This window comes from uncultured Intestinibacter sp. (assembly GCF_902468165.1).
Lineage (GTDB): Bacteria > Bacillota > Clostridia > Peptostreptococcales > Peptostreptococcaceae > Intestinibacter.
On sequence record NZ_CABQXJ010000007.1, the window covers coordinates 35,260 to 55,242 of the forward strand.

Annotated in this window: 20 protein-coding genes; 5 read left to right on the forward strand and 15 right to left on the reverse strand. The window is 29.5% G+C overall.

Annotated elements, in window-relative coordinates; genetic code table 11:
* The first annotated feature begins 59 nt into the window (after nucleotides 1-59).
* The 3 genes from RDX53_RS02510 (at nucleotide 60) to RDX53_RS02520 (ending at nucleotide 4,688) form a co-directional block, all read left to right on the forward strand.
* Nucleotides 60-587 carry a hypothetical protein gene (locus tag RDX53_RS02510; protein WP_307993669.1) on the forward strand — a complete coding sequence of 176 codons (528 nt, stop codon included), beginning with the start codon at nucleotides 60-62 and terminating at the stop codon, nucleotides 585-587.
* 308 nt (nucleotides 588-895) lie between these two features.
* Nucleotides 896-1,762, forward strand: coding sequence for a SpoIVB peptidase S55 domain-containing protein (locus RDX53_RS02515; protein ID WP_295763034.1), 867 nt, complete (start codon nucleotides 896-898; stop codon nucleotides 1,760-1,762).
* Between the two features lie 313 nt (nucleotides 1,763-2,075).
* Nucleotides 2,076-4,688 carry a transglycosylase domain-containing protein gene (locus RDX53_RS02520; protein WP_307993670.1) on the forward strand — a complete coding sequence of 871 codons (2,613 nt, stop codon included), beginning with the start codon at nucleotides 2,076-2,078 and terminating at the stop codon, nucleotides 4,686-4,688.
* Nucleotides 4,689-4,922: 234 nt separating this feature from the next.
* On the opposite strand, the gene RDX53_RS02525 is transcribed toward RDX53_RS02520, so the two are convergent.
* From RDX53_RS02525 to RDX53_RS02570, 10 genes are all read right to left on the reverse strand, one after another.
* Nucleotides 4,923-5,285: a SpoVA/SpoVAEb family sporulation membrane protein gene (locus RDX53_RS02525; RefSeq protein ID WP_195931483.1), complete on the reverse strand. Its 363-nt coding sequence runs from the start codon at nucleotides 5,283-5,285 to the stop codon at nucleotides 4,923-4,925.
* A 36-nt stretch (nucleotides 5,286-5,321) separates the two neighbouring features.
* Nucleotides 5,322-6,335, reverse strand: a complete 1,014-nt coding sequence (gene spoVAD, locus RDX53_RS02530) for a stage V sporulation protein AD (RefSeq protein ID WP_195931484.1) — start codon at nucleotides 6,333-6,335, stop codon at nucleotides 5,322-5,324.
* A gap of 12 nt (nucleotides 6,336-6,347) precedes the next feature.
* Complete coding sequence (gene spoVAC, locus RDX53_RS02535) at nucleotides 6,348-6,818, reverse strand: stage V sporulation protein AC (protein ID WP_195931485.1); 471 nt, start codon at nucleotides 6,816-6,818, stop codon at nucleotides 6,348-6,350.
* Nucleotides 6,819-7,006: 188 nt separating this feature from the next.
* On the reverse strand, nucleotides 7,007-7,774 hold the full coding sequence (sigF, locus tag RDX53_RS02540) for an RNA polymerase sporulation sigma factor SigF (RefSeq protein WP_195931486.1): 768 nt from the start codon (nucleotides 7,772-7,774) through the stop codon (nucleotides 7,007-7,009).
* A gap of 27 nt (nucleotides 7,775-7,801) precedes the next feature.
* Complete coding sequence (spoIIAB, locus tag RDX53_RS02545) at nucleotides 7,802-8,230, reverse strand: anti-sigma F factor (RefSeq protein ID WP_195931489.1); 429 nt, start codon at nucleotides 8,228-8,230, stop codon at nucleotides 7,802-7,804.
* A gap of 14 nt (nucleotides 8,231-8,244) precedes the next feature.
* Entirely contained in the window at nucleotides 8,245-8,577 is a 333-nt protein-coding gene (spoIIAA, locus tag RDX53_RS02550) for an anti-sigma F factor antagonist (RefSeq protein WP_195931487.1), read from the reverse strand.
* Between the two features lie 382 nt (nucleotides 8,578-8,959).
* The gene (locus RDX53_RS02555; protein WP_295763025.1) at nucleotides 8,960-9,478 is read right to left on the reverse strand and encodes a folate family ECF transporter S component; all 519 of its coding nucleotides are present in this window, start codon (nucleotides 9,476-9,478) and stop codon (nucleotides 8,960-8,962) included.
* Between the two features lie 608 nt (nucleotides 9,479-10,086).
* A complete protein-coding gene (locus RDX53_RS02560; protein WP_295574169.1) occupies nucleotides 10,087-11,712 on the reverse strand; it encodes a DEAD/DEAH box helicase in 1,626 nt (541 codons plus the stop codon).
* Nucleotides 11,713-11,847: 135 nt separating this feature from the next.
* Nucleotides 11,848-12,207: a hypothetical protein gene (locus RDX53_RS02565; RefSeq protein WP_295574166.1), complete on the reverse strand. Its 360-nt coding sequence runs from the start codon at nucleotides 12,205-12,207 to the stop codon at nucleotides 11,848-11,850.
* 111 nt (nucleotides 12,208-12,318) lie between these two features.
* Entirely contained in the window at nucleotides 12,319-13,272 is a 954-nt protein-coding gene (locus RDX53_RS02570; RefSeq protein WP_295676030.1) for a calcium/sodium antiporter, read from the reverse strand.
* A 399-nt stretch (nucleotides 13,273-13,671) separates the two neighbouring features.
* Here RDX53_RS02570 and pflB point away from each other — a divergent pair, with 399 nt between their 5' ends.
* Together pflB and pflA are read left to right on the forward strand one after the other, a co-directional pair.
* Entirely contained in the window at nucleotides 13,672-15,906 is a 2,235-nt protein-coding gene (gene pflB / locus RDX53_RS02575; protein ID WP_195929857.1) for a formate C-acetyltransferase, read from the forward strand.
* A gap of 279 nt (nucleotides 15,907-16,185) precedes the next feature.
* Nucleotides 16,186-16,932 (forward strand): pyruvate formate-lyase-activating protein, encoded by a 747-nt coding sequence (gene pflA, locus RDX53_RS02580; RefSeq protein ID WP_195929858.1) that lies wholly within the window; start codon nucleotides 16,186-16,188, stop codon nucleotides 16,930-16,932.
* 285 nt (nucleotides 16,933-17,217) lie between these two features.
* On the opposite strand, the gene RDX53_RS02585 is transcribed toward pflA, so the two are convergent.
* The 5 genes from RDX53_RS02585 to crcB form a co-directional block, all read right to left on the reverse strand.
* Complete coding sequence (locus RDX53_RS02585; protein WP_295571903.1) at nucleotides 17,218-18,003, reverse strand: amino acid ABC transporter ATP-binding protein; 786 nt, start codon at nucleotides 18,001-18,003, stop codon at nucleotides 17,218-17,220.
* 81 nt (nucleotides 18,004-18,084) lie between these two features.
* Nucleotides 18,085-18,579: an aminotransferase class I/II-fold pyridoxal phosphate-dependent enzyme gene (locus RDX53_RS02590; RefSeq protein ID WP_295571901.1), complete on the reverse strand. Its 495-nt coding sequence runs from the start codon at nucleotides 18,577-18,579 to the stop codon at nucleotides 18,085-18,087.
* Nucleotides 18,494-18,841, reverse strand: a complete 348-nt coding sequence (locus RDX53_RS02595) for an ABC transporter permease subunit (protein ID WP_295571899.1) — start codon at nucleotides 18,839-18,841, stop codon at nucleotides 18,494-18,496. The genes RDX53_RS02590 and RDX53_RS02595 overlap by 86 nt, the downstream gene beginning before the upstream one ends.
* 21 nt (nucleotides 18,842-18,862) lie before the next feature.
* The gene (locus RDX53_RS02600) at nucleotides 18,863-19,345 is read right to left on the reverse strand and encodes a transporter substrate-binding domain-containing protein (protein WP_307993677.1); all 483 of its coding nucleotides are present in this window, start codon (nucleotides 19,343-19,345) and stop codon (nucleotides 18,863-18,865) included.
* Nucleotides 19,346-19,608: 263 nt separating this feature from the next.
* A complete protein-coding gene (gene crcB, locus RDX53_RS02605; RefSeq protein WP_207743820.1) occupies nucleotides 19,609-19,983 on the reverse strand; it encodes a fluoride efflux transporter CrcB in 375 nt (124 codons plus the stop codon).

The following is a 19,983-nucleotide window of genomic DNA, read 5'->3' on the forward strand; positions in this document are numbered from 1 at the left end:
TAAATCTGTAGTCTTTCATATATATTTATATACATAAAATTTTTTAGAGGTGATAACTCTTGAAGAGAAAAAAAAGAAAATATAGTAGCAAAAGTAAACGCCCTGTTAGAGATTCTAATTCAACTTCGCAAAATAATACAAATTCGTGTAATAGTAATTGTTCTGAAAATGATAACAATCAAAATTGTGATGATAATACAAACCAAAATAATGATGATAATCAAAATTCAAATTGTAATTCTGAAAGTGGTTCAAGCTCTTCAACTGGAAAACAATCGAAGTTGTGTTATTTTTCATCGCTTGATTACATAGTTTTAGCTTCTACCTTAGCTATTGCATTAGGAGAAGAATTATCTGATGTAGATTTAAGTATACTTTCTACATTTCTTGCTGTTTTGTCTGACCAAATAGCATTAATAGCTAGTGTAAATGCTTGCTCTACGGACGGCGAGGATGCTATATTTGTTCCTCCTATTCCTGCTGTTCCGACAACTGCTGGTGGAAGATCTAGTTCAAAAAGATCATCTTCATCTAATTCTAAAAAACATTCAAAAAAAATAGTAAAAAGAAAGGTTAAAAAGAAATAAAATCTATATAATTTAAATTTTATTTCTTTTTTATTTTTTGTTTTATTTCATTTCAACGTTTTTCTTTTATGCTTTGTTTATTTATGCAATCTACGGTTTTGTTGAATCTCATTTCCAAGCATTAAAAAATTACTTCTGCAAAATATAATATTAGGCACCAACCAAACTCAAGAAAGAAGGTGTTTATAACATTGCTAAATTTTAATAAAAAACTCAATTTAAAGTCATTAAAATTTAATAGTTTCTTTTTTGTTTGTTTTTTCTTCTTATTATATTTTTTCATGAATAATGCAAATTATGCATATTCTTTGGAAAAAAATAATGATATGTATTTAATTCCAATCGGAAAAGTAATTCAAGTTGATGGCCAGCTAGAAAATCTAATTGTTCGCAATGAAGTTAATGGCTGTCCACTAAAAAGCGGTGATTTAATTTTGAGAGTAGAAGGTAATCTAATAAAAGATTTTAATCATTTATCAGATGTGTTTTATTCTTCTACTGGTAATCAAATTAGCGTTACTGTTAAAAGAGGAAATGTAATTAAAAATTTAATATGTTATAAAGAACCGTTAAAAAGAGTTAGTTTTAATAATGCAATATCAGGTTTTGCTACACTGACATATATAAATCCTGAAACTCATCAATTTGGTGCAGTGGGACATGCAATTAATGTCGGTGATGCAAAACAAATACCTATTAAATCAGGTACTATCTCTACAACAAGCAATTTAGAGATAGAAAAATCATCTCGTGGAAATGTTGGATATATAAATGCAAGTAAAAATTATTTAATTGGTGATTTTAAAGAAAATACGCAATATGGTATAAAAGGTAAAACTAGAAATATAGATTTTTCAAATCAAAGAAAATATAAGGTAGCTAATTTAGATGAAGTTCAACTTGGTAAAGCGCAAATAATATTACAAAATAAACAAAATCAATGTGTTAAGTATGATATTGAAATATTAAAAATTGAAAATCAATGTACTCCAGAACCTAAAACTTTTAAAATAAGAATTGTTGATGAAGATTTACTTAAGGAGACTGGAGGAATTGTGCAAGGTATGAGTGGTACTCCAATAATTCAAAATAATAAAATAATTGGTGCAGTATCTCATGCCTTAGAAAACAATCCTAAAATAGGATACGGCGTGTATATAAAATGGATGTTGTAAAGCATAATAAAAATAATCTCTAGATATCTAGAGATTATTTTTATTATGCTTTAATTAAGCTATATTTATACATATTTATTTTTATACAAGTAAAAAATATAATAAATATTTTAAAACTTTTCTCTGCAATATTTTATCATTTACATTATTATGAATTATATTGTTAAATCAACTATTTAAAGGATATAATTATACCATAGGATTTTATCTATTATTGAAACTTAATAAACTTTACATATTCTTACAAATTTTAATTAACTATAAAAAGGAAATAAAATATGTTATAATTATGCATTAAGTAAGGAGGTATATCATGAGCAGAGATAACAATAATGATGATAAGAATAAGATTAGAAGAAAAAAAGTTTCTTCATCTTCTAATAATGATGTAAATAACAGTGCATCGAAAAATAATTATAAAAAAGTTTCATCAAAACCTAAAAAACAAAGAAAAAGAAGTAAATTTAAAATTTTCGGAATGGTAATTTTATTTATGCTAGTCACTGGTGTTGCTGTTGGCTCAGCGTTAGTTTTCTCATCTTTAAGAGATACTGAAGTTATAACTAAAGCATTATTAGATGAAAAAACTAATAGTAAAACTATACTGAAATATTCAGATGGAAGTACTTTGGCAGAAGCCGAAACTGGAAATAAAAAGATTCCTCTTAAGAAGTTAAATAATGAAACCGTAAAAAACGCACTTGTATCTATAGAAGACTCTAGGTTCTATGAACATAATGGTGTCGATTTAAAAGGTCTAGCTAGATCAGCTGTTAAGACTATTCTTGGTCAAAAACAAGGTGGTAGTACAATACCTATGCAGGTCTCAAAATTACTTTTAACCTCTCAAGATAAAACTATGTCTCGTAAAATAAAAGATATCTACTATGCTTATGAAATGAGTAAAGTTGTAGATAAAGATGATGTCTTACTTACATATTTAAACAACATGTATGTAGGTAACAGTTTTTATGGAATCGAAGCAGCTGCACAAGGATGTTTTAATAAATCAGCAGAAAAACTTACTTTACCTGAAGCTGCAATGTTAGTTGGTGCTACCAACAATCCATATAAATATACACCATTTAATAAAGCTAAGTTAGACGGTACTGAACAAAGATCTGATTTAGAAAACAAATTAATATTCATTAATCATACTGAAAATGATGGATATGACGATCCTACTGAAGTAGAGCTTAATATGGTTGACAAACTATACTCTTGGGGATTGATTACTGACTATGATACATATAGCCAATTAAAGCAAGGTACTATTATTGTTAGAAAAGCTGTACTTAATCCAAATGCTGTTGGAAGAGCAAAAACAGTTCTTAGTAAAATGAAAGAATTCGGTTATATATCTCAAAGTGAGTATGATCAAGCATGTATAGATGTCGCTAATGTGCAAATTCACATACCTAAAACTATGCAAACAGTAGTTTCAACAGTCGAAGATTATGTATATTATGAAGTTATAAACGCATTAAAAGATCAAGGTTATACTCAGGAAGAAGCTAATAAATTATATTATAATGGTGGTCTTCAAATTCAAACTACTATAGATTCTAGTATGCAAGCAGAACTAGAAGCACAATATAATAATAGTTCTAATTTCCCAGCAAACTCAATTACAGATTCAAACGGTATAACACAACCACAATCTGCTATGGTTATAATTGATTATCATAATGGACAAATTAAATCACTAATCGGTGGTAGAAATATAAAAGGTAAGAGAACTTTAAACAGGGCTACTAACCCAGTTCAACCAGGTTCTACAATAAAACCTCTTTCTATATATACTGCGGCAATTGATACTTTACAAATGACTCAATCAACAGTATTTAGCGATGCAAGAGGCGGATATAAATTTAAAAAGAATCAAATATGGAATCCATCTACAACTACTGCAGGTGCTGGAAATATGAGTTTACGTCTAGGTCTTGCAAAATCATCTAATACAGTTGCAGTAAAAACTGCTGAAAACTTAGGTGATACTTATGAAGATTCTATAGATGTAATGATGGATTATCTTAAAAACTTCGGAATAACAACTGTTGTAGATAGTAAAACTAATAGTTCTAGTACAACAGATAGAACATTCCCATCTTTAGCATTAGGTGGTATGGCTTATGGTATTTCTCCTCTTGAAATGTCAGCAGCTTATGGTGCTTTAGCTAATGGCGGTGTTTATATAGAACCTACTGTATTTACTACAGTTAGTACTTATAACAGAGAATTGATCGTAAAATCTTCTCCAGAAGAACACAGAGTTGTCGATGAAGAAGTTGCTTACGTTATGACAGATATGCTTAAAGCTGTTGTAAAAGAAGGTACTGGTACAGAAGCTTCTATAGGTGAAATGCCTGTGGCTGGTAAAACTGGTACTACTAATAAAAAATATGCTGTATGGTTCGTTGGATATACTCCATATTACGTATGCTCTACTTATATCGGAGATGATGTTGGTAGAAAAGACGCTGATGAAAACAGTATAGCTCTTCGTCCAGTAGAAGAATCAAGTTCAGCAGCAGCAAAATTATGGGCAAGTGTTATGAAGCCTATACATGAAAATTTAGAAGTAATAGATTTTGAAAAACCATCAGGAATAACATTCTATAAAATAAACTTAAATGATGGTGGAATTTCTAACTCTGGTTCAAATGCTGCATTCGTAAACGGAACTTCACCAACTAGAACAAGTACTCATCGTTCTACTGTTCCAAATAACAATGCAACAACAGACGAAGATACTAATGATTCACCAAGTGCTGGTGACGGAGGAAATCCTCCTGACAACAACGGTGGAAATGGTGGTACTACTACTCCTGATAATGGTGGTAACACTACACCTGACAACGGAGGTACAACTCCTGATAATGGCGGTAATACTACTCCTGATAATGGTGATAATGCCACAGAATAATCTAAGACTTTTAGATTAGAACAGTAAAATACTATATCATAAAATATTTAAAATATAGAGATTTTCAAAACATATACTAATTATATTTATCAATAGATATAAATATAATTAGTATATAATTAAAAATAAAATAAAATGCCATGGAAAATATCATTCCATGGCATTTTTTATTATAGACTTAGTATATTAATCCTGTTTACATACTCAATGATGCAAATAATTTTGATAATTAAATCAAGGTTTTGCCTTTGGTGTAAAAATTACAGCCATTACATATCCAAAAAATATCGCTGATGCTATTCCTCCTGCTGCAGCTATTGTTCCTCCAGTCAATATACCTAAAAATCCATCTTTCTTAATACCTTCTATAACTCCATTTGCTAATAAATATCCAAAACCTATGATAGGAACCATCGCTCCCTCCGCAGCAAAATCTACTATTTTATCATAGATACCTAAAAATGTAAGCGCCGCTCCAGTAGTAACATATGTCACCATAACATAAGGTGTTTGCATTTTAAAATAATCCATTAAAATTTGAGCTATTAGGCATATCGTTCCACCGACTAAAAATACTTTTACATACTCTAGAATCATATTTTTCACATCCTCTAATTTTTATAAATCTAAAATCTATTCACTTTCTATTATTACTGCATGTGCAATACATGGAATAGTTTGTTTTTGAAGTGTACTTGTTGGTGATAATAATGCACCCGTCGAAACTAACATTACTTTTTTAAATTCTTTATTTACTAATTTAGGATATATGTATGATGCAAATACAGTTCCCGAACATCCACATCCACTTCCTCCACAGTGAACGTCTTGTTCTTCTAAATCAAAAATTTCAAGCCCACAATCTGTATAAACATCGAATATATCTACACCTTTTTGTCTTAATAAATCACAGGTTATTTTTTTACCTAATGTTCCTAAGTCACCTGTCGCAATTAAATCAAATGATTTTGGATCATCTTTTGTATCTTCAAAATATGAGTAAATTGTGTCGACAGCTGCTGGAGCCATAGCCGCTCCCATATTATTTCCGTCATCGATTCCTTTATCTACTACTTTTCCTATTGTTATATATTTTACTTTTGGTCCTTCTCCACTGTTTGAAATAAGGGCACTTCCCGCTCCTGTAACTGTCCATTGAGCCGTCATAGGTTTTTGATTTCCAAGTTCTAGCGGAAATCTAAACTGTCTCTCTGCTGTACAATAATGGCTAGATGTTCCGCAAAGTGCATAATCAGCGAAACCTCCATCAACTACAATGGAGCTAAGACACATTCCAAGTGCCATAGTAGAGCAAGCCCCATATATACCGCAAAATGGGATTTGTAATTCTCTAGCTGCAAATGATGCTGGGAATATTTGATTAATTAAATCTCCACCAAATAAAAAGTGAATATCACTTAACTGCTTTTCTGCTTTTTGTACTGCTGTTTCTAATGCCGTTTGAATCATTTTACTTTCAGCTAGTTCCCATGTTTTTTCTCCATATAAATCATCTTGTAATATAACATCAAACTTATCTTTTAGAGGTCCTTTGCCTTCTTTTGGTCCAACTATAGATGCTGTAGAAATAATAGTTGGACTATTTTCCATTTTCATAGTTCTATTACCTATTCGCTTATTTCTCATTAAATTTACTCCTTACTTAAATATTATTTGTATTATGTAGTAAATAAATCCAAATAAAATAGATGAACCTATACCATATACTAAAACTGGCCCTGCAATTTTGAATAAATTAGCCCCAACCCCCATCACATATCCTTCTCTTTTAAATTCCATAGCTGGTGATACTATAGAGTTTGCAAATCCTGTGATGGGTATTATAGAACCTGCTCCTGCTCTTCTTCCAATCAAATCATAAACTCCTATTCCTGTTAAGAATGAACCTATAAAAATCAATGTTATCGAAGTCCATGTAGCTGCTGTTTTTTTGTCTAATCCGGCTAAATGCATATACGAATCATTTATCGCTTGACCTATAATACATATGATTCCTCCTACTATAAATGCCATGATATAGTTTTTGATGTAGGTTGGTTTTGGACTTATCTCATCTACATAATCTTTATAGTTTTGGTCATTATTTTGTGTATTGTTTTGATTTGGCATACAATCAATCCTTTCCTAACCATATATAGTTAATTTATATATTATTGTTTGAAAAAAAATAAAAAAAATGCATATAACTGAAATTATATTTTCTAAAATGATGTATTAATGTATAAAGATAATAAGTTTGAAATTATAAATTTTCCACAAAGCAAATAATCTATAATTTCCTTAGAATAAAAAAAATCCTACATAGTAATGTAGGATTTTAATTTGTGTAAAACCTTTTTTTCTATTCTAGATACTTGTACTTGGGAGATATCTAGTATTTGTCCTATTTCACTTTGAGTTTTATCCTCAAAGTATCTAAGCATGATAATTTGTCTTTCTCTTTTTTCTAATTTTCCTAGTACTTCCTTCAAAAGAATATTATCTACCACCTTATCTTCTTCATTATCTCCTTTTCGAGATATTTTATCGATAAGGCATATAGGAGAACCTTCTTCTTCATGTATAACTCCTTGTAGATATTCAACAGAAAAATTAGATTCTATTGCCATTACTACATCTTCTTTTTCTACCCCTAATTCTTCTGCTATTTCTTCTATTGTTGGGTCGCGTCCAAGTTTTTTGCTTAGAGCTTCACCCTGCATCTTAACTTTGATGGCGAGTTGTTTAAGAGATCTTGATACTTTTACCATACCATCATCTCTTAAATATCTTTTTATTTCTCCTAATATCATAGGAACAGCATATGTAGAAAATTTTACATTATAGCTAGGGTCAAATTTATATATAGCCTTAATCAAGCCTATAGACCCTAATTGAAACAAGTCATCTCTTTCATAACCAATGTTTGAAAATTTACCGATGACACTTCTGACTAACCCGAGGTTGCTAGATATCAACACTTCCTTAGCTTCTTCATCCCCTTCTTGAACTCTTTGTATAAGCTCTAAAGTTTCTTCATGACTAAGCAAATGCTTTTTTTCTTCTTTTTTGGCAGTTATCCCCATAATCAAACCTCTATTCTATGTTAGAATTTATTTAGGTATTTCTATTGTTTTAGTCATTATAACTTTTGTCCCTTCTCCTACAATTGATGCCACTTGCATATCATCCATAAAACTTTCCATAAATGAAAATCCCATTCCAGAACGCTCTAATTCCGGCTTTGATGTAAACATTGGTTGTCTAGCTTCTTCTATATCTGCTATGCCTTTTCCATAATCCTCGATAACGATTTTTATAGTGTTTTCAATTAATTCACATCTCATATGTACAAATTTGGTTTCGTCTTCTTCATATCCATGAATAATTGCATTTGTTACTGCTTCCGATACAGCTGTTTTTATGTCGGATAGTTCATCTATAGTTGGATCTAATTTAGCTGCAAAAGATGCAACTATTACTCTTGCAAGGCTTTCATTTTCTGATTTTGCGGAAAATTTTACTTCCATAATGTTCATAATATAGTTCCCCCTTATTAAGAATTTATCGCATCTTCATATGATTTGTATACATTGATTATTTTGCCCATTCCCGATAAATTAAAAACTTTTTCCACTCTTGGATTCATATTTATTACAGATACATTTCCATGCGCATTTGCTATTTTTTTATATCTGCCTATGATAACACCTATTCCTGAAGAATCCATAAATTTTATATTTTGAAAGTCGAATATAATGTTTTTTATATTCTTTCTCATTATAATATCATCTACATTTTCTTTTATATAAGTTGCTACATGATGATCTAGTTCTGTTGTTGTAAACTGAACTAGTAATGTTTTATCTTCTAAATAACATTTAATCATCTCGCATCCCTCCCATTGAAGTTTACTGATAATCAATTCTATTTTGTATAAAACGATTCCTTCAAAGAAATAACACTAGTTTTGTTTATTTATGTCTATGATAGTTATATTATAAAACTAAAGAAATACTCAGTATCAGTATGTCCTTATTTGGTATTTATATACATAAAATACAAAAAGTGCCTGTATAAATTTACAGGCACTGTATCTTGTCACTTAGTTACTTAATCACTATAATGAATTATTTGCTTCCATATCTAGCTATTGGTATTGGTATGAATTATTTTATAGTCAATTTACCCTATCTAAATTCGCAGTGACTACTTCTGCTACTATATTTATATTAAAATTAAAATCCCACACTAAATCTCTATTTTTAGCATTAAGCCATTATTTCAGAAGGTTTAGCTATTTTTACAATTATATTCTTCCAAACTAATTGGATAAGTATAGTTTGTATTGGTATCATTATTGCTGCTTTAAAAATACGAGTTGGCAACAATGCAAAGAATCCTTTACCCATTAATATGTGAAGCCATACTGTATCTAAACATAAATTCATTCCTAAACAAACTAAACAAGTTGCTAGTATTATTCTACCCCAAGTTTTTGGATGTTTATATAATACTACACCATAAATTACACCTGTTAAAAATGCTGTAAGTGTAAAACCTGGGAAATAAGATCCACTTGGGAATATCATCATTCCTAAAATATCACCTATTGCATATGCTATACCAGCACTTATAGGACCATACATCATCGCTATTATAGCAACTGGTAAAAATCCAAAACCTATTCTCAAGATTCCTGTATATATTGAGCAGAATCTTGTTAAAATAACCTCTAACGCTATTAATAAACTAATTTCAACTAACTTTTTTACATTACTATTTTTCATAAATTTCCTCCTATTTTAGCTAGGATATATAAATAATTGATTTATATATCTTAAAGGAGCAAAAAATATAAAAATTATATATATTTCTATAATATATTTTTTAATTTATATATTTATTTAATCCATTATGTCTAAATAACCTATTTCTGTCGTGTAAAATTGCATAAAAAACAACCTTACAATAAGATAAATATATTTTTGCAACATATCACCAAACTCATGCTGTAATAGAATTGCATTTTTAAATATAAGTGCCTTTGTAAGGATTTGATTTTTTTGATTCACTTTGTATGTTAAATCTGAAGTGCCATTTTAGTCACATCGATTGTTTTAATATAATTATGATAATATGTTAAATAACTAGCTTCTTAACTTGAAACTAAATCTTTATCTCAATTTAAGTATAGCAGAAAATTAACAATATTTTACAGTTAAAACATCATTTTCAACTTATAAAGTTTAAATTCATAATTTTTCAAATGAAAATCCAGTATCACCTTTTTTTATCAAATAGATGTATACAAAATATAAAAACCACTTAATTTCTAATTGATTACAAAATAACAATCTTTATATTAAGTGGTCTTATATTTAATTTTATTTAAAATCTATTTATTTTTTTTATTAGCTTTTTCTATATTAATTTTGTTACCTTTGATTTTAACATTTTTTAATTTTTCTAAAACTTTTTTAGCATTTGCTTTTGGAACTTCAACAAATGTATATTTGTCATATATATCTATTGTTCCAACTAATTTTCCAGGTATTCCAGCTTCTCCAGCTATAGCTCCAACTATATCTTTAGCTTGAACTCTTTGTTTTCTACCTACGTTTATGAATAATCTAACCATTCCGTGCTCAGCACCAGTTGAACCTTTTTTAGATTTTTTAGATTTTCTAGCTTCTTTTCTAGATGGTTCTTCGATTATTTCTTCTTTTAATTCTTCTCCCATAGATAACTTAACTAATGCAGCAGCTACTTCTAAAGTTGATAATTCTTCTTCTGCACATAAAGATTCTACCCAGCTTATTTGTTTTGCTAAGCTACTATCTTTAACAGTTTCTTTAACTTGTTTGAAGAATGCAGCAACTTTCTTTTCTTCAACGTCTGCTATAGTAGGTATACCATGTTTAACTAATTTACATTTAGTATATCTTTCTATATCTCTCATTTTTCTCATTTCTTTTCCATATACGAAACTGAAAGATACACCTTCTCTACCAGCACGACCAGTTCTACCTATTCTGTGAACATAGTATTCTTCGTCTTGTGGTAAATCGTAGTTAAATACCATATCTACGTCATCTACATCTATACCTCTAGCAGCAACATCTGTAGCAACTAGTATGTCTATAGTACCTTGTCTAAACTTGTCCATTACGATATCTCTTTGAGTTTGTTTAAGGTCTCCATGTAGTGCATCTGCAAAGTATCCTCTAGCTTGAAGTTCACTAACTAATTCGTCAGAACCTCTCTTAGTATTACAGAATACAACTGATAATTTTGGATTATATACATCTATTAATCTACATAATACTTCTAATTTGTTCGCTCTTCTTGTTTCAATGTAGAATTGTTTTATGTTTGGAACTGTAAGTTCTTTTCTAACTACTTTTATCATTTCCGGTTCATGTTGATATAATTTAGTTAACTCTAAAATTTCTTTTGGCATAGTAGCTGAGAAGAAAGTAGTTTGTCTTTCTATTGGAGTTTGGTTTAATATTAACTCTATATCTTCTCTGAATCCCATGTCTAACATTTCATCAGCTTCATCAAGCACTACCATTTTTACATCATCTAATTTTAAAGTTTTTCTGTTTATATGATCTATTACACGTCCTGGAGTTCCTATTACAACTTGTACTCCACTCTTTAATGCTTTTATTTGTCTATCTATTGGTTGACCACCGTAAACTGGTAATGTTTTAATTCCGCTCTTAAACTTACCAAGCTTTCTTATTTCCTTAGAAACTTGTATCGCTAATTCTCTTGTAGGACATAATACGATTGCTTGTAAATGTTTGTTATTTGGGTCTACTTTTTCAAGTATAGGTATACTGAATGCTGCAGTTTTTCCTGTACCTGTTTGAGCTTGCCCTATAACGTCTTTTCCTGATAAAATAACAGGTATTGACTGAGCTTGTATTGGTGATGGCTCTTCAAATCCTATTTCCGCAATTGATCTTTTTATCTCATCACTAATTGGTAAATCTTCAAATTTTGTTATATTCATATTAATTGTTTATTTCCTTTCCGTTTTCATAATTCCTAACCTATCCCATTATATATTTAAATCATTTATTATGCAAACTTATTTTTTCCGAAAGCAAAACAATTTATACTGATGTGAAATCAACGCTTGTATAGATTAATAACTTCTCAAAGACTTTATCAATCTTTTAACAAATTTGAATAGATAAAAAATCAAAATAATTAAAAGTAAACCCCTTAAAATAATCGCTATCGTCTTAAAAACTAACATCCCAATTATGCCTATAATGACCATCAAGCTACCGTATCTACTATTCATTTTTGCAAATTCTTGTGAATAAAATAACTCATATAAAAAGCTATTTTTTATTTTTATAAAAAAATTATTTTTTTTAGTTTTGTTTAGAGCAAGTTCATTGCCATTATACATACTCCTATCCCAAATCATTTTATATTGAATTTTGCTAAATAAAATCATACTTGCACCAATTATCGCTATGTAAAAAAATAAATCCATAATAATCCCCCTTATTCTAAATTTTTTATTACTATTTATATAAGTATTGTTATGTTTTTATAAAAATAAAAATATAACTAGTTAAAATCTAGTTATATTTTAAAATAAGTATTAAATCATATATGTATAATAAAGAACAGCTAAATAAGTTATGTACGTTGCCAACATTAATAATCCCTGAAGTCTATATAATTTATGCTTTATAATAGTAGGAATTATTAAAATTAAAACTAAAATTATCATAAAAGGATAATCCACTCTGATATTTTGTGAAAGTATAGGTATTGAATTTGGTATAGATGAAATAGCAATTACGGACACAATATTTAAAATATTAGCCCCTAGGATATTCCCAACACATATCTCATGATGTTTCTTTCTAACCGCTGTAATAGATGAGACTAATTCTGGTAATGAAGTCCCTAAGGCAATAACAGTTAAGCTTATTATTCCTTGAGGTATTCCGATAAAACTCGCTATCTCTACTCCATTATCAACTAATAATCTGGAACCAACTATCATCATAATTAGCCCAGAAAAAAATGATAATGCAATCTTTCCACCAGACATATCACTTTGCTGTGTCATACAATAATAAAGATAATTTTTACTTGTATCATTTAATATTCCCTTATAATTTGTATACATATACAATGCTAAAAGCATTAATAATATACAACCATCGCCTTTAGTAATAGATCCATCTAATCCTAAAACAATTAAAGTTATAATAGATAATAATAATATAGTAGATTTGGATGCAAACATCTTTCTATCTGCTTTAAATGGACTTACAAACACAACCATACCTAAAATTAGCCCAGTATTGCATATTATAGAACCGACTGCATTTCCTAAACTCATTGTTGTATGGTTGTCTATAGATGCAAACAAAGATACTGTAAGTTCTGGCAATGTAGTCGCAAAACTTACTATGGTAGCTCCCAAAATTAATTCTGATATATTAGTCTTCCTACCAATTTCTACAGTAGCATTTATAAAAAAGTCAGCACCCTTAGATATCAACACAAAACCTATTAAAAATAAAATAACTACTATTACCATTGTCATCCCTCCTATATATAATAAATATTCACTTTTGTGAAAAAAATGTATAAGTAATCATGTATTATAACTTTTTATCAAAATTTAAAAGCTAGTATTTGCAAGGCCAAAGGGGTATATTTTTAAATTTTCTAAATTTATTTTCAGATTTTTGTTTAAACTCTATTTAGGCGGGTAAATATAAAAATATAACAAAGGACAACAGATTTTTAATAATTTTATTTTAAAAATCTTGTATACAATATACTTGATATATGATATTATAAACGTATAAAAACGAAATATATCTAGCTAGATTTTTTAATATTTTTTATAGGAATATAAATTCCTACAAGTTACAAAATAAATAATAATTAAAATAGTATCCAAACTATATAAGACATTTAGGAGGAAGCTTACATGAATAACGCATGGCAAGGATTCAAACAAGGTAGATGGACAAAAGAAATAGATGTTAGAGGATTTATCCAAGCTAACTACACTCCATATGAAGGAGATAGTTCTTTCTTAGCTGGAGCAACTGAAAATACTACAAAACTTTGGGATGAAGTTTTAGAATTATTCAAAAAAGAAAGAGAAAATGGTGGAACATTAGACGTTGATACAAAAACTGTATCTGCTATAGACGCTTATGCTCCTGGTTATATAGATAAAGATTTAGAAACAATAGTAGGTTTACAAACTGATGCACCTTTAAAAAGAGCTATAATGCCTGAAGGTGGTATAAGAATGGTTGAAACTTCTTGTAAAGCTTACGGATTCGAATGTGATCCACAAGTAAGTGAAATATTCACTAAATACAGAAAAACTCACAACCAAGGTGTTTTCGATGCTTATACAACAGAAATGAGAGCTGCTAGAAAATCTGGTATAATAACTGGTTTACCAGATGCTTACGGTAGAGGTAGAATAATAGGTGACTACAGAAGAGTTGCTTTATACGGTGTTGATAGATTAATAGAAGATAAAATGCAACAAAAGCTTTCTTTAGAAGTTTCTTGCATGGACGAAGATGTAATAAGATTAAGAGAAGAATTATCTGATCAAATAAAAGCTTTAGAAGCTTTAAAAAGAATGGGTGAAAGCTACGGATTTGATATATCAAAACCAGCTACTAACTCAAGAGAAGCTGTACAATGGTTATACTTCGCTTACTTAGCAGCTATAAAAGATCAAAATGGTGCTGCAATGAGTATCGGTAGAACTTCTACTTTCTTAGATATATACTTCGAAAGAGATTTAAAAGCTGGATTAATAACTGAAGAAGAAGTTCAAGAATTAATGGACCACTTCGTTATGAAATTAAGAATGGTTAAATTCTTAAGAACTCCAGATTACAATGATTTATTCTCAGGTGACCCAACTTGGGTAACAGAATCAATAGGTGGACAAGGTATAGATGGTAGAACATTAGTAACTAAAAACTCATTCAGGGTTTTAAATACTCTTTACACTCTTGGACCATCACCAGAACCAAACTTAACAGTACTTTGGTCTAACCACTTCCCACAAGGATTCAAAGATTTCTGTTCTCAAGTATCAATAGATACAAGTTCAGTTCAATATGAAAACGACGACTTAATGAGACCATACTGGGGAGATGACTACGGAATAGCTTGTTGTGTATCTGCAATGAAAATAGGTAAACAAATGCAATTCTTCGGAGCTAGAGTTAACTTAGCTAAAACATTATTATACGCTATAAACGGTGGGGTTGATGAAAAATCAGGTGCTCAAGTAGGACCAAGATTCGAACCAATAACTTCTGAATACTTAGATTACGATGAAGTAATGGCTAGATTCGAACCATTCACTGATTGGTTAGCTAACTTATATGTAAATACATTAAACATAATCCACTACATGCATGATAAATATTCATATGAAGCTTTAGAAATGGCTTTACATGATAGAGATGTATTTAGAACTATGGCTTGTGGTATAGCTGGTCTTTCAGTTTGTGCTGACTCTTTATCAGCTATAAAATACGCTAAAGTTAAAGCTATAAGAAATGAAGAAGGCGTAGCAGTTGACTTCGAAATAGAAGGAGACTATCCAAAATACGGAAACAACGATGATAGAGCTGATGAAATAGCTTGCTACTTAGTTGAGTCTATGATGAACAAAATAAGAAAAAATAAAACTTATAGAAATTCTTATCATACTCAATCAGTTCTTACTATAACTTCAAACGTTGTTTACGGTAAGAAAACTGGTAACACTCCAGACGGAAGAAGAGCTGGACAACCATTTGCTCCAGGTGCTAACCCAATGCACGGAAGAGATAACAGTGGTGCATTAGCTTCATTATCATCAGTAGCTAAATTACCATACGAACATTCACAAGATGGTATATCAAATACTTTCTCTATAGTACCAGGTGCTCTTGGAAAAACTAAAGAAGAAAGAATTACAAACTTATCATCAATGATGGACGGATACTTCGGACAAAACGCTCATCACTTAAACGTAAACGTGTTCGATAGATCAACTTTAGAAGATGCAATGGAACATCCAGAAAAATATCCTCAATTAACTATAAGAGTTTCAGGATATGCAGTTAACTTCATAAAATTAACTAAAGAACAACAATTAGATGTTATAAACAGAACTTTCCATGGTAAAATGGCTTAATATTTAATTAAAATATAATTAAAATTAAATTACAATAACAACAAAGCCCCAAAGAACTGTAAAGTTCTCTGGGGCTTTGTCTTATATAAATTATTTTTTTAGTAGACATTTCTAAATTATTGATTTATAATAATCTCATAATACTACTTAATGTATACAATATTCCAATAGATTTTAGAAATTCTACTTAATTATTATTTCTTACACAGAATAATAAATATCACTTTAGAAAATTATATTTACAGATATAATAATCTAATTCTATATGGAGGCTTGAATATGTTAAAAGGAAGGGTTCACTCAATTGAAACATTTGGAACAGTTGATGGTCCAGGTATAAGATATATAATATTTTTCCAAGGTTGTCCACTAAGATGTAAATACTGTCATAACAGAGACACTTGGAAACCAAATTGCGGAAAGGAATACACTTCTGATGAACTAGTACAAGATATAGTAAAATATCAATCATACATGCAGTTCTCTGGTGGTGGTGTAACAGCATCAGGTGGAGAAGCTACTCTACAAGCTGATTTCGTTGCAGAACTATTCGCAAAATGTAAAGAATTAGGCATACATACATGTCTTGATACAGCAGGATTTGTCGATATCGAAAAAGTTGATAAATTATTAGACTACACTGACCTTGTTTTATTAGATATAAAACATATAGACAATGAAAAATGCAAAAAACTAACAGGTGTTGGTAATGAAAAAGCACTTAAATTAGCAAAACATTTAGATGAAAGAAATATCCCTGTTTGGATTAGACAAGTTCTTATCCCAGGTATAACAGATGATCAAGCCGATTTAGAAAAATTAGGACAATTCATCTCTACTCTAAATAATGTTGACCGTGTTGAATTTTTACCATATCACGGTATGGGAATTCACAAATGGGAGAACATGGGATTTGAATACGAACTTAAAGACGTACAAGAACCTACTGCTGAAGAAGTTAAACGTGCTAGTGATATTGTTGAATCATTCGGTGTAGAAGTTCATAATAATAAAGTTGCTAAATAGTATCCATCTTGGATATTATTATAGATAAGTCAATGCATTATTTTATTAATGTATACTTTAAAAGCATATAAAGATTCTATGATTTATCAAATTAATATAATTTTTATATGTAATTAAAATGCCCTTATATATTTTTAAAGTTATTAAACTTTATAATTTTTTTATACTTTGGAAGTCTGAATAAGACTTCTTTTTATTTTACAAAAAATAAGACATTAAAAAGTGCATCTTTAGATACTATCTGTATCTCAGATGCACTTTTTTATTATTAATACCCTATTTAAATTATATAATGTAGTTTTCTGAAGTCTCTAAAAGCATAAATCGTGATAAAAATTGTTTTGTTCTATATTCTTTTGGTCTTGTAAATATTTCTTTTGGAGTCCCCTGCTCTACTATAACTCCCTTATCCATAAATACAACTCTATCTGCTACATCTCTAGCAAATGCCATTTCATGCGTTACTACTATCATTGTAATGCATTCATCAGCGATTTGTTTCATGGTATCTAATACTTCTCCAACAAGCTCTGGATCTAATGCAGATGTAGGTTCATCAAATAATATTACATCTGGATTAAGAACTAATGCTCTAGCCATGCTTGCTCTTTGTTTTTGTCCTCCAGAAATCATATGTGGGTAGTAATTTATTCGCTCTCCTAAACCTATTCTCTCTAGCATCTTTTTACTTTTTTCATATGCTTCTATCTTGTTCATTTTATGGACGATAACAAGACCTTCCATCACATTTTCTATAAGGGTTTTATGGCTGAATAAGTTATAATTTTGAAATAACATTGCTGTATTTCTTCTTAAATCTATTATCTTCTTTTTTTGATTTTTTCCGATATCTTGGCAATCTACTATATGACCACCGATATCAATAATTCCTTTGTCTGCAGTCTCTAAAAAGTTTAAACATCTTAAAAATGTTGTTTTGCCAGAACCACTAGGCCCTAAAATTGCAACAACTTCACCTTTTTTTATCTCCATATTTATTCCCTTTAATACCTCAACATCTTCAAACGATTTGTGTAAATTTTTTATACTTACTACAGTAGTTTTATCCATATTAATTAACAAATATAAAATTAAACCTTGATTATAATAAATAAAATTCAATAAGTAAAATTTAATTTTATATCCCCTTTCTTATTTATTATTTATTTCATTTACTGCCCTCTCCACTCTATCTAACGCTTCTGTCAAAGTTCTTCTTGTGCAGGCAAAATTGGCTCTTAAATATCCATCTTTACCGAAGTCTTTTCCATTTGAAAAATTAACACCTGCTCTCTCTCTGAAAAATTCCCATGGATTTTCTAAATTAAGCTCAGTCGGGTCTATCCACGCAAGATAAGTCCCTTGGTTATGATTAATAGATAAACCATCTATATTAGATATTCTATATTCTAAATAATCTCTATTGTCTTTTAGATAGTCTAGTAGTTCCTCTCTCCAATCATCACATTCAGTATATGCCGCTTTTATCGCCTTTATTGTCAGTGCATTTGGTGTTGCGAACAATCCATTTGCTAATTTTCTGTATTTCTCTCTTATTTCATCATTTGGAATTATTGAAAATGCAAAAGGTATTGCTGCTATATTGTATGTCTTTCCTGCACTTGTAAAAGTAATACTTCTCTTCATTTATAACTGATAAAAATATCGGTAATCCATAATAAGATAAAAATAATTGCACTAAAAGTGGTGTCCCTCTCATAAATGAAACATATAATGCACAGATTTGTCTTAATACAGGAACTTTTTTTATCTTTATAATAGCTAATACAAATCCTAATAAAAGACCTCCAACCATTGCCACAGCTGTCATCAATAATGTAACTGGCAAGGCCTCAACTAATTTAGGAATAAATTCTAATATATATTTTGGATCAAATACACTCTTCATAACTTCATCCCTCTTTTATTTTTATATTCCTTGAGTATAATCTTTTTTTGTATATTTTAAGCAAAGTTTTGATAATGTTCCATCGTCTCTCATTTCTTTTAATACAGTATCAAATCTTTCTTTTAATTTTGTATCATCTTTTCTAAATAAAAAATATGCTCTTGAATCTTGGATTTCATCTGAATTTTCTATAGGTACTACATCCGCATCTATACCTAATTGTTTTTCGACTTGTTCTACATATGACTCATTACAGATATAAGCTGGATATCTCCCTGCTGTTACATTGTGTATAAATGTTGCAGTATCTGCTTCTGCATATGCTAATTTTATTGGATTGTCGCTGTGTTTTTCGTTATAATCTTCTAAATACATAGCAACTGCTGTTCCTGATATGGCTTGGATTTCCTTCCCTTGTAAATCTTCAAGCGATTTTATACTTTTATCGCCTTTTGGTACTACTATTACAGTTGGACTTTTAAAATAACTTATATCAGAGAATATTTATCCCCCCATATTTAATTAATTATTTTTATTCTCCCCTATTTCCTACTATATTAGTATGATTAATATGTTTTAAATAGTAGTATACTTTACCAATATATGTCAATATTTTTATTATGCTTTTTAAAATACTTTATTTAATAAAGACAAATTCACCTCATTCATAGAGCCAATGACTTCGTCCGCTTCTTAAGATAATACGCTTGAAATTAAAAAAAGCAATATATAAAGATCTGTATATCTTTATATATTGCTATCTTTTATTATATTAAATTTATAAGAATACTTTTACCTATAACTACTCCAATTAAACTAAGTATAACATTTAAAATTATATTTACCATTGCACTTATATAACTTCCATCAGAGAAAAGACCTACTGTCTCATAACTAAATGTAGAAAAAGTAGTAAGCCCTCCCATAAGTCCTGTAGTTAAGAATAATTTCATTTGTGGCGAAATCACATTAGTTTTTGAATTTAATTCTAAAATAAATCCTATAAGTAATCCGCCTAAAATATTTACAAATAATGTTCCTATAGGTATTCGTCCAGTAAAAAACTTAGATGCCTGCATTGATATAAGATATCTGGATATAGCACCTATAAATCCACCCAAACCAACACACAAAATCTCCAT